9 protein-coding genes and 1 pseudogene are annotated in these 7,752 nt (G+C 65.8%); 8 read left to right on the top strand and 2 right to left on the bottom strand.

Annotation, left to right across the window (positions count from 1 at the left end):
• Nucleotides 1–421: pseudogene (locus EGJ34_RS19170) on the bottom strand (hypothetical protein); the annotation flags it as partial.
• Nucleotides 422–660: 239 nt separating this feature from the next.
• Between EGJ34_RS19170 and EGJ34_RS19165 the strand changes: the two are divergent.
• The 3 genes from EGJ34_RS19165 to EGJ34_RS19155 all read left to right on the top strand — a co-directional run bounded on the left by EGJ34_RS19165 (nucleotide 661) and on the right by EGJ34_RS19155 (nucleotide 3,019).
• Nucleotides 661–1,632 carry a helix-turn-helix domain-containing protein gene (locus tag EGJ34_RS19165; RefSeq protein ID WP_125362047.1) on the top strand — a complete coding sequence of 324 codons (972 nt, stop codon included), beginning with the start codon at nucleotides 661–663 and terminating at the stop codon, nucleotides 1,630–1,632.
• A gap of 142 nt (nucleotides 1,633–1,774) precedes the next feature.
• On the top strand, nucleotides 1,775–2,422 hold the full coding sequence (locus EGJ34_RS19160; RefSeq protein WP_125362046.1) for a response regulator transcription factor: 648 nt from the start codon (nucleotides 1,775–1,777) through the stop codon (nucleotides 2,420–2,422).
• Nucleotides 2,423–2,596: 174 nt separating this feature from the next.
• Nucleotides 2,597–3,019: a response regulator transcription factor gene (locus EGJ34_RS19155; RefSeq protein WP_125362045.1), complete on the top strand. Its 423-nt coding sequence runs from the start codon at nucleotides 2,597–2,599 to the stop codon at nucleotides 3,017–3,019.
• Here EGJ34_RS19155 and EGJ34_RS19150 read toward each other — a convergent pair.
• A complete protein-coding gene (locus tag EGJ34_RS19150) occupies nucleotides 2,999–4,177 on the bottom strand; it encodes a hypothetical protein (protein ID WP_125362044.1) in 1,179 nt (392 codons plus the stop codon). The two genes, EGJ34_RS19155 and EGJ34_RS19150, sit on opposite strands and share 21 nt — an antisense overlap.
• A 123-nt stretch (nucleotides 4,178–4,300) precedes the next feature.
• On the opposite strand from EGJ34_RS19150, the gene EGJ34_RS19145 reads away from it, so the two are divergent.
• From EGJ34_RS19145 to EGJ34_RS19125, 5 genes are all read left to right on the top strand, one after another.
• The gene (locus EGJ34_RS19145) at nucleotides 4,301–4,723 is read left to right on the top strand and encodes a hypothetical protein (protein ID WP_260477062.1); all 423 of its coding nucleotides are present in this window, start codon (nucleotides 4,301–4,303) and stop codon (nucleotides 4,721–4,723) included.
• A complete protein-coding gene (locus EGJ34_RS19140; RefSeq protein WP_125362048.1) occupies nucleotides 4,723–5,235 on the top strand; it encodes a DUF202 domain-containing protein in 513 nt (170 codons plus the stop codon). Before EGJ34_RS19145 ends, EGJ34_RS19140 begins: the two co-directional genes overlap by 1 nt.
• A 68-nt stretch (nucleotides 5,236–5,303) precedes the next feature.
• The gene (locus EGJ34_RS19135; RefSeq protein ID WP_125362043.1) at nucleotides 5,304–6,230 is read left to right on the top strand and encodes a formylglycine-generating enzyme family protein; all 927 of its coding nucleotides are present in this window, start codon (nucleotides 5,304–5,306) and stop codon (nucleotides 6,228–6,230) included.
• A gap of 33 nt (nucleotides 6,231–6,263) precedes the next feature.
• The gene (locus EGJ34_RS19130) at nucleotides 6,264–6,674 is read left to right on the top strand and encodes a DUF1622 domain-containing protein (RefSeq protein WP_125362042.1); all 411 of its coding nucleotides are present in this window, start codon (nucleotides 6,264–6,266) and stop codon (nucleotides 6,672–6,674) included.
• Nucleotides 6,671–7,642: a transporter gene (locus tag EGJ34_RS19125; RefSeq protein WP_125362041.1), complete on the top strand. Its 972-nt coding sequence runs from the start codon at nucleotides 6,671–6,673 to the stop codon at nucleotides 7,640–7,642. The genes EGJ34_RS19130 and EGJ34_RS19125 overlap by 4 nt, the downstream gene beginning before the upstream one ends.
• The last annotated feature ends 110 nt before the right edge of the window (nucleotides 7,643–7,752 follow it).

Here is a 7,752-nt window from a genome sequence, read left to right as displayed (position 1 = left end):
CGTGCCACCAGGCGGCGCACAGCGGCAGCAGAACACAGGCGGCCAGCAGGAACAGGCTGAGATCGCGGTAGCCTTCCAGTTGCGGCCGGTTCTGCTGCCAGCGCACCAGTGCCCAGGCACACGCCGTGACCAGGGCGAATTCCCCCAGCGTTGCCAGCACGCGCGTGTAGCCGGCGACGGGTACCAGCGGCAGCGACAGCAGGGTGCCGGCGACCGCTGCGATCAGAACATCGCGCCATTGGCGGACCGGGGTGGACAACAGCCAGCCGAGCAGCAACGGGCCGGGTAACCAGAACAGTGCGGCCGTGGTACCTGGCAGCTCGACCACGAACGCCAGCCATTGCCCCAGCAGGCACCCGGCGAGCAGGGGCAACGTCCGCAACAGCCACTGTTTCAGTTCGTTACCGGTGGGAACACGCAACGGTGGGTGGACCGCGGCGCGCAGGGCGCGCGCGCCACGCGTTCGGGATCCCGCCCGGGTTGCCTGACTGCTTGCCTGCACGTCGCACCTCTTGAACAGTCGCGGGGATCCCGGTAACGGGCCTGCGGGGGGATGTCGGAAGGCTTGTCGGCGCTGGATTCCGGTCGCACAATCGGTTCGATACAAGCAGATTGCTGCGTTGCGCGCTATCCACTTTCCGACATGAACCCGGAGTTGGCATGGACGAACCGATGGCCCATTACAGTCGCTTCGACGTGAACGGCTTTGACGCCGAGGCGTTGCTGGGTGTCGTGCGGGACACCCGCTTCGAGCAGCGCCTTCTGGCCGGCGGCCAGTTCCGGGCCAGCGTGCAGCGGGTGGTGTTTCCCGAGTTCAGCCTGGACAGCGGGTCGTACAACCTGCCCATTTTTGCCAGTGGCAGCTTCGGTGAGGATCTGATCGGGCTCGCCATGGCCGTGAACAGCGAAGGTCCGATGTGGGCCAACGGACGCTGGATTCCGGCCGGGCAGATCATGGTCTTCGCCGAAGACAGCGAGCTGAATGTGCGCCCCCGGCCCGGCGGCTGGCAGTGGGCGGTGCTGCTGATCCCACGCGGGGTGCTGCAACGCGAAGCGGTGGCCCGGCTGGGCCGCGAGCTGCAGGTGCCGCGTTCCGGTTGGTACAGCCGGGCGGCCACCGCAGCCGACGCCGCGCGACTGCGCCGCACCGTGCTGAACACGCTGCATGACGCGGCGCACCCGGCCAGTCTGGTGACCCCCGCACAGGTCCGAGGGCAAGCCGACAACCTGCTCACGGCATTTCTCGATTCAGTGGCGGCGACCGATGCCGGTCTGCCGCGCCGTGCCTTGGGCAGCTACAGTGAACGTTATCGTGATGGCGTGGTGCGGCGTGCCGAGAACTACCTGAAGACCCAGTGCGACCGCGCCTACGACAGCCGGGCGCTGACCAGCGCGCTGGGCATGGGCGAACGCCAGCTTGAGCGCCTGTTCCGTGACGCCTACGGCCATGGCCCGTGTCAGTGGCACCAGATGGCGCGGCTGAATCTGGCACGCAGCGCCCTGCGCCGGGCACGCGGGCAGGGTGCGGTAACGGAGGTGGCAATCCGCTACGGATTCGGGCACCTAGGGCGCTTCTCGGTGATGTATCGCGACATGTTTGGCGAGAGTCCGCGCGATACCCTGCGCGGTTGAGAGCGATGTCACGGTTTTGATGCGGGTGCGTCACGTTGTCATCACGGCAGTGGACGCAACGTCATAACCTTGTGCAGGAACCATTCACGATAGTGGGTGATTCCCGCCACAGGGAAGGGTGGACGCAACCGGAGACACGACTATGCAGGCGTTGCAGGTGCAGGAAGAATGTCGTTATCGCAGGGTGGTACTGGCCGATGATCATCGTGTGGTTGCACAGGGAATCGAGCAGCTGCTGGTGGGACGGTTCGACTCGATCGAACTGGTGACCTCGGGCGAGGCGCTGGTGGAATCGGTGCGGCGTGACCCGCCGGACGTGGTGGTCGCCGACATCAGCATGCCGGGATTGAGTGGCATCGACGCGATGCGGGTGATCCGCGAGGAAGGTTATGACGTGCCGGTCGTGTTCCTGACCATGCACGATGAAACCAACATGGCTGCGCAGGCCCTGCGGGCCGGAGCCAAGGGCTATGTGCTCAAGAGTGCCGCGGGCGAAGAGCTGGTGCGTGCCCTGGACGGGGTGATGGACGGGCGAACGTATGTGACCCCGACCCTGGCCGCCGATGCCATTGTCAGCACCGGGCGACCCCGCTATCTGCTGACCGAGAAGCAGCTGCGCATCCTGGAATACGTGGCCCGTGGGCTGCGCTCCAAGCAGATCGCTTACGAGCTGGGCGTCTCGGTGCGCACGATCGAATCGCACAAGTACGCGATCATGCAGGAGCTGGGCGTGCACGGCACGCTTGAGCTGGTGCGCAAGGCGGAGCTGGAGGGGTTGATCAGGCATTGACGTAGTGACGCGCCCTGCGCGTCTCCACGGGGCATCGGGCACCGCGATGACGCGCATGGCGCGTCGCTACCGGGCTGGACGGTAATTTTACTTGCCGTCGTCCGGTTGTTTTTCCATTGCCGGTATTCCCGGTGCCGCCCACCATCAAGACTCGGTGGGTCATGGCGGAAGAGCATGAGTGCAGTCCGGGTGCTGCTGGCAGAAGACGGCTCCGCCATGGGCCGGCAGCTGCGTGGCCTGCTGACCGATGCCTTCGATGTCATCGGACTGGTCCAGGACGGTGCCTCGCTGCTGAACGCGGCCCAGCGCATGCTGCCCGACGTGGTGGTGACCGACATCGCCATGCCGCAGCTGGATGGGCTGGAAGCGGTGCGGCAGCTGCGCGCGCAGCGCCCGGTGCTGGGTGTGGTGTTTGCCACGGTGCACTCAGAGCCACAGATGGTGGCACGGGCGATGGCGCTGGGTCCCTGCAGTTACGTGCTCAAGGCTGATGCCGGCGAAGACCTGCTGCCGGCAGTGCAGGCGGCGCTACAGGGTGAGACTTATCTTTCCCATTCGCTGCGGACACTACGGTCGTCAGGCCAGCAGGCCCATTAGCTTGGCCACCAGTTCATCCACCGACATCGCCACCAGCAGCAATGGCAGCATCGGGGCCAGCGCGGGCAGTGCCAGCCCGAGCAGATTCCAGCGCGACAGCGGTATCACCCGCATCGCCGACACCCCCTGGTAGACGCCACCGAAGTCGCAGTAGGCCGACGCATCATTGTGGTCCAGCAGCGAGTCGCCGTCCGCGCGCGTCTCGCCACCCACTCGCCAGCGCTGGTCGAACACGCGTGCGGCGCGGCTGCCCAGCGCATCGAAGCGGTACAGCGCATGTCGCTTGGCATGGATCAGTGCGGGAGCCAGCAGCAGCAACGGTGAGATCAGCAGCAGGGTCGATCCGATCACGTAGCCGGCGATCAGGTGGCGCAGGCCGAACAAGGTCTGGTCCTGGTGCAGCATCTGGTTGAGAAACGCGCCCGCCAGCATGATGCCGCCGGCAGCCGCGAGCGGGCTGAAGCGCATCTGCGCGCGCCCGAGAAAAGCCAGTCCGCCGGCCCGATCAGGATGCTGTGGATGCAGATCCAGCCCCACCTGCGGCAGCCGCCACAGCACCAGCGTCCACAGCAGGAAGCGCCAGAACCAGAGCAGCAGCAACAGCCGCAGCAGCGGCACGGCCACGGCCGAGTACCACAGGCCCGCGGCACTTGGGCTGCCACCATGGAAACGCCAGTCGTCCAGCCCCGGCAGCACGCCCGCCACCGGTGCACCCGACCACGCCGGGGCAAACGCCAGCACCAGGCACACCGCCTCCGGCAGCCAGCTGTCACGCTGGGTGCGCACGTGATCCAGCAGGGCTTCCAGGCGGGGCGCGCGCACCGCATGCACCACATGGCTGCGGGTCAACTGGCGCACTGCACCGCGCAGCAGGGCGTCCGCGCGCGGTGCGGTCAGCACCAGCAGGGGCAGGGCGATCAGCAGTCGCGCCAACGTGTCGTAGTCGGCCAGCAGGGAAATATGTCCGGGCGCAGCATCAGGGGTGGGCCACAGGGTGCCCGCCTGCGCCGTCAAAAGCAGCAGGGGCACCAGCGCCAACACCAGCAGCAGCACCGCCAGCCAGACCGACAGGTGCCGGGTGCGCTGCAGCGTGCCGCTGGCGTGCAGCAGGCGGTGGACCAGCCCACCGCGCATCAGGGAGTAGTGATTGGCGCGCATGCTGCAGCATAGCCCCGGCCCGCAGGCAGGCTGGAGCAGTAAAAATACTGGATGCGGTGCAGTACGTCTCCCGATGCCGAAGCCATGCACGCAGGCGACTCTAAAGGCCCAGTGCGGCGGCCGATGAACATGCTTCTGGTGATCGATTTCCTGACCCGGTTCTGGTCCGACCTGATCGCGCGTACCGATGGGGTGATGACATTCCGTCTGTTCCTGCAGCCGTTGATGGCATTGATCACTGCGTTGATCGATGGCATGCGCGATGCCCGCGCTGGGCGGGGCCCGTACTTCCAACGTCTGCTGCATGCCAACGGAAACGCGGCACGCACCGTGGTCTTCCGTGAAGGTTTCACTGCCACCGCGCGCATTCTGCTGCTGGGTGTGGCAATGGACGTGATCTACCAGATCCGCACCTTTGGTGGCTTCCCGTATCCGCTGGAAGCCTTCGTCGTGGCGGTACTGCTGGCCTTTATCCCCTATCTGCTGCTGCGTGGTCCGTTCCGGCGGCTGGCGGGGCGCTGGATCAAGCAACGAGGAGACGCATGATGTCCGAGCAGGACCCGACCCGCGCCCTGGAGAAGAGTGCGCTGAACATCGAACGTGCCAGCCAGATCCTGGGCAGCGGTGATGCGGCATCGCTGGAGCTGTCCTCGCGGCGCACCGGCATGTCATTCCAGCGCACCCGCATGAGCGCCGACCGCACGTTGATGTCGATCATCCGCACCGCGCTGTCGCTGATCGGCTTCGGCTTCACCATCTTCCAGTTCTTCGGCCACGTGCTGGAACTGCCGGGCAGCACGCTCAAGCCGCAAGCCCCGCGCAACTTCGGCATGGCGCTGGTGATGCTGGGGCTGGTGATGTTGACCCTGGGCATCGTCTACCACCTGCGCTACATGAAGGGCCTGCGCTCCGAGCGCGAGTTGATGATCAAGGAAGGGCTCGTTCACGGCGAAAGCCATTACCCCGTTTCGCTGACGTTGATCACCGCCGGCTTGCTTTGGCTGCTGGGGCTGGCGGCGATCACCAGCATGAGCTTCAACACCTGGCCGTTCGGCTGACCATGGAGCGCTTCGATGACACAGTGCCTGTTCCCCGCAATGCCGCCGTTCAACACACGGAGTCGCCCATGAATGCGGTGGTGGATGACATGGTCGACATTGCCGGCGGCGTGTTCCTGATGGGGTCCAATGACCACTATCCGGAAGAAGCGCCGGAGCACAAAGTGAAGGTGGCGGCATTCCGGATTGACCGCTACCCGGTGACCAACCGCGAGTTCTCGCGGTTTGTCAGCGAGACCGGGTACGTGACCGCGCCAGAGAAGCCGGCCGACCCTCGCGACTATCCGGGCGCGGACCCGGCGTTGCTGGTGCCGTCGTCGGTGGTGTTCATACAGCCGACGCAGCGTGTGGACATGCGCAACACCCACAACTGGTGGCAGTACATTCCCGGTGCAGACTGGCGGCATCCGCGCGGTCCAGAGTCCAGTCTGGCCGGGCTGGATGATCACCCGGTAGTGCATATCGGTTTCGACGACGCGCTCGCTTACGCCGCGTGGGCGGGCAAAGACCTGCCCACCGAGGCGGAATGGGAGTTTGCCGCGCGCGGCGGGCGCGACGGGCAGGAGTTCGCCTGGGGTGACACGCTTACCTTGCGAGGCCGGCACCAGGCCAACACCTGGCAGGGCGAGTTCCCGTGGCAGAGCCTCGACGAGGACGGCTATCGCTGGACCTCGCCGGTCGGCAGCTTCGCGCCGAATGGCTATGGGCTGTACGACATGATCGGCAATGTATGGGAGTGGACCGGCGACTGGTATCAGAACCACGGGGTGCTGCAGGGTAAACCCTGTTGCGCGATCGACAATCCGCGCGGCGGCACGCGCGACGGCAGCCGCGATCCGCGCGACCCGGTGGCTATTCCGCGCAGGGTGATGAAGGGCGGATCGCACTTGTGCGCGCCGAACTATTGCCGCCGCTACCGCCCGGCGGCCCGGATGGCGCAGCCGGTGGACACCACCACCTGCCACGTCGGCTTCCGCTGCGTGGAACGCGGCTGACGCGGGCGCACGCCAAGGAACCTGGAGCCTGCCATGTTCGAACTGCATGAAGTGCTGGTGACAATTACCGAGCCCATCGTCACCCTGATCGAGTTCATGGCGCTGATCCTGATCACGCTGGCCACGGTCAAGCTGTTCATCCAGGGGCTGTGGCTGCTGATCCGCGGTGATGCCGACGGCGATCAGCGGCGCTCGATCTGGCTGGAGTACGGGCGTTGGCTGGTGGCCGGTCTGTCGGTGCAGCTCGCGGCGGACATTCTTGAATCGGCTATCTACACGAGTTGGGACAGCATCGGCCAGCTGGCCGCCATCGCAGTGATCCGGACGTTCCTGAATTACTTTCTTGAGAAGGACATCGCCGAAATCCGCGAGCGTCAGCGCCGGGTACGTGAGCGTCGCGAGGGACGCGAAGACCATGCGTCATCCCTGGAGGTGCCGAGATGAACGATTTCCAATCCCGCCGCGTGACACCGGCCAGCGCGCTGCTGGCGCTGGCCATGCTGGCGCTCGCAGGTGGTGCGCAGGCCACCGAAGGCGCGCTGGGCCGGTCCATCACCGGCATGCAGATCACGCCCTATGCCGGTGTGATTCCGCCCGACCCGGGTTTCCAGTGGTCGCTGAGCTATGTTGGCTATGACGGCAAGATCAGTGGGAGTCGTTCGGCCCCGATTGCCGGGCGCATCTCGCTGGGCCTCGAGGCGGACGTCAGTCTGATCGCCGCCACCGGTGTGTACGTCTGGCCGACCAACAGCGGGCGCTGGAACTTCGCCTCGATGCTGACCGTTCCCTACATTAATGCCGACGTCGATGCAGGCCTCCAAGGGCCGCTGGGTAACCAGATACGGGTCAGCGACAGTGCCTCCAACCTGTTCGACGTGTACTTCGCGCCGTTCATTGCCGGCTATCACATCAGCGAGGTCGAGCACGTGTCGATGGGCCTGTATGTCTACGCGCCCACCGCCAAGTACAACCCTGACAACCTCGCCAACCCCGGCATGAACGTGTGGACGCTGTCGCCCAGCGTCGGCTACACCCATCTGTTCCAGCAGGGCACGCTGGAGTTCAGCGCGCTGGGCGCGTTCGACTGGTACAGCCGCAACGATGACACCGATTACAAGAACGGGCTGGTGCTGCGTGCCGACGCGCTGCTGGTGAAACGCACACCGAGCGGCTGGGGCTTCGGCGCGGCGGCCGGCTGGATCCAGCAGGTACAGGACGACGACAGCGCACTGGCCGATCAGTTGAATGGGTTCAAAGGACGTTCGTGGGGCGTGGGCCCGGTATTGACCTACGGCAAGAAGTGGTCCGGGGGCGAACACCTGGACATCTCGTTCCGCTACATCAGTGAATTCAGCGTGCGCAACCGCTTCGAGGGCGATCCCTGGAGCGTGGCGATCAGTGCTGGATTCTAGGGAGGCATGCATATGATCCGTTCCAACGCCGCACTCAGCACCGCCACCTGCCTGCTGCTGGCTGGGCTGGGCACGCTGGGCCTGCCCGCGCAGGCGGCCACGCCCAAGCC

The organism is Stenotrophomonas sp. 278 (assembly GCF_003935715.1).
GTDB lineage: Bacteria > Pseudomonadota > Gammaproteobacteria > Xanthomonadales > Xanthomonadaceae > Stenotrophomonas > Stenotrophomonas maltophilia_AH.
The sequence above is the reverse complement of the archived record's forward strand: the minus strand, read 5'-3'. Positions and strand labels throughout refer to the sequence as shown.

Bases quoted from the DNA above. Each gene is read 5' to 3' on its own strand.
- EGJ34_RS19165 (WP_125362047.1), top strand. From the start codon at position 661: ATGGACGAACCGATGGCCCATTACAGTCGCTTCGACGTGAACGGCTTT.
- EGJ34_RS19160 (WP_125362046.1), top strand. From the start codon at position 1,775: ATGCAGGCGTTGCAGGTGCAGGAAGAATGTCGTTATCGCAGGGTGGTA.
- EGJ34_RS19155 (WP_125362045.1), top strand. From the start codon at position 2,597: ATGAGTGCAGTCCGGGTGCTGCTGGCAGAAGACGGCTCCGCCATGGGC.
- EGJ34_RS19150 (WP_125362044.1), bottom strand. From the start codon at position 4,177: ATGCGCGCCAATCACTACTCCCTGATGCGCGGTGGGCTGGTCCACCGC.
- EGJ34_RS19145 (WP_260477062.1), top strand. From the start codon at position 4,301: ATGAACATGCTTCTGGTGATCGATTTCCTGACCCGGTTCTGGTCCGAC.
- EGJ34_RS19140 (WP_125362048.1), top strand. From the start codon at position 4,723: ATGTCCGAGCAGGACCCGACCCGCGCCCTGGAGAAGAGTGCGCTGAAC.
- EGJ34_RS19135 (WP_125362043.1), top strand. From the start codon at position 5,304: ATGAATGCGGTGGTGGATGACATGGTCGACATTGCCGGCGGCGTGTTC.
- EGJ34_RS19130 (WP_125362042.1), top strand. From the start codon at position 6,264: ATGTTCGAACTGCATGAAGTGCTGGTGACAATTACCGAGCCCATCGTC.
- EGJ34_RS19125 (WP_125362041.1), top strand. From the start codon at position 6,671: ATGAACGATTTCCAATCCCGCCGCGTGACACCGGCCAGCGCGCTGCTG.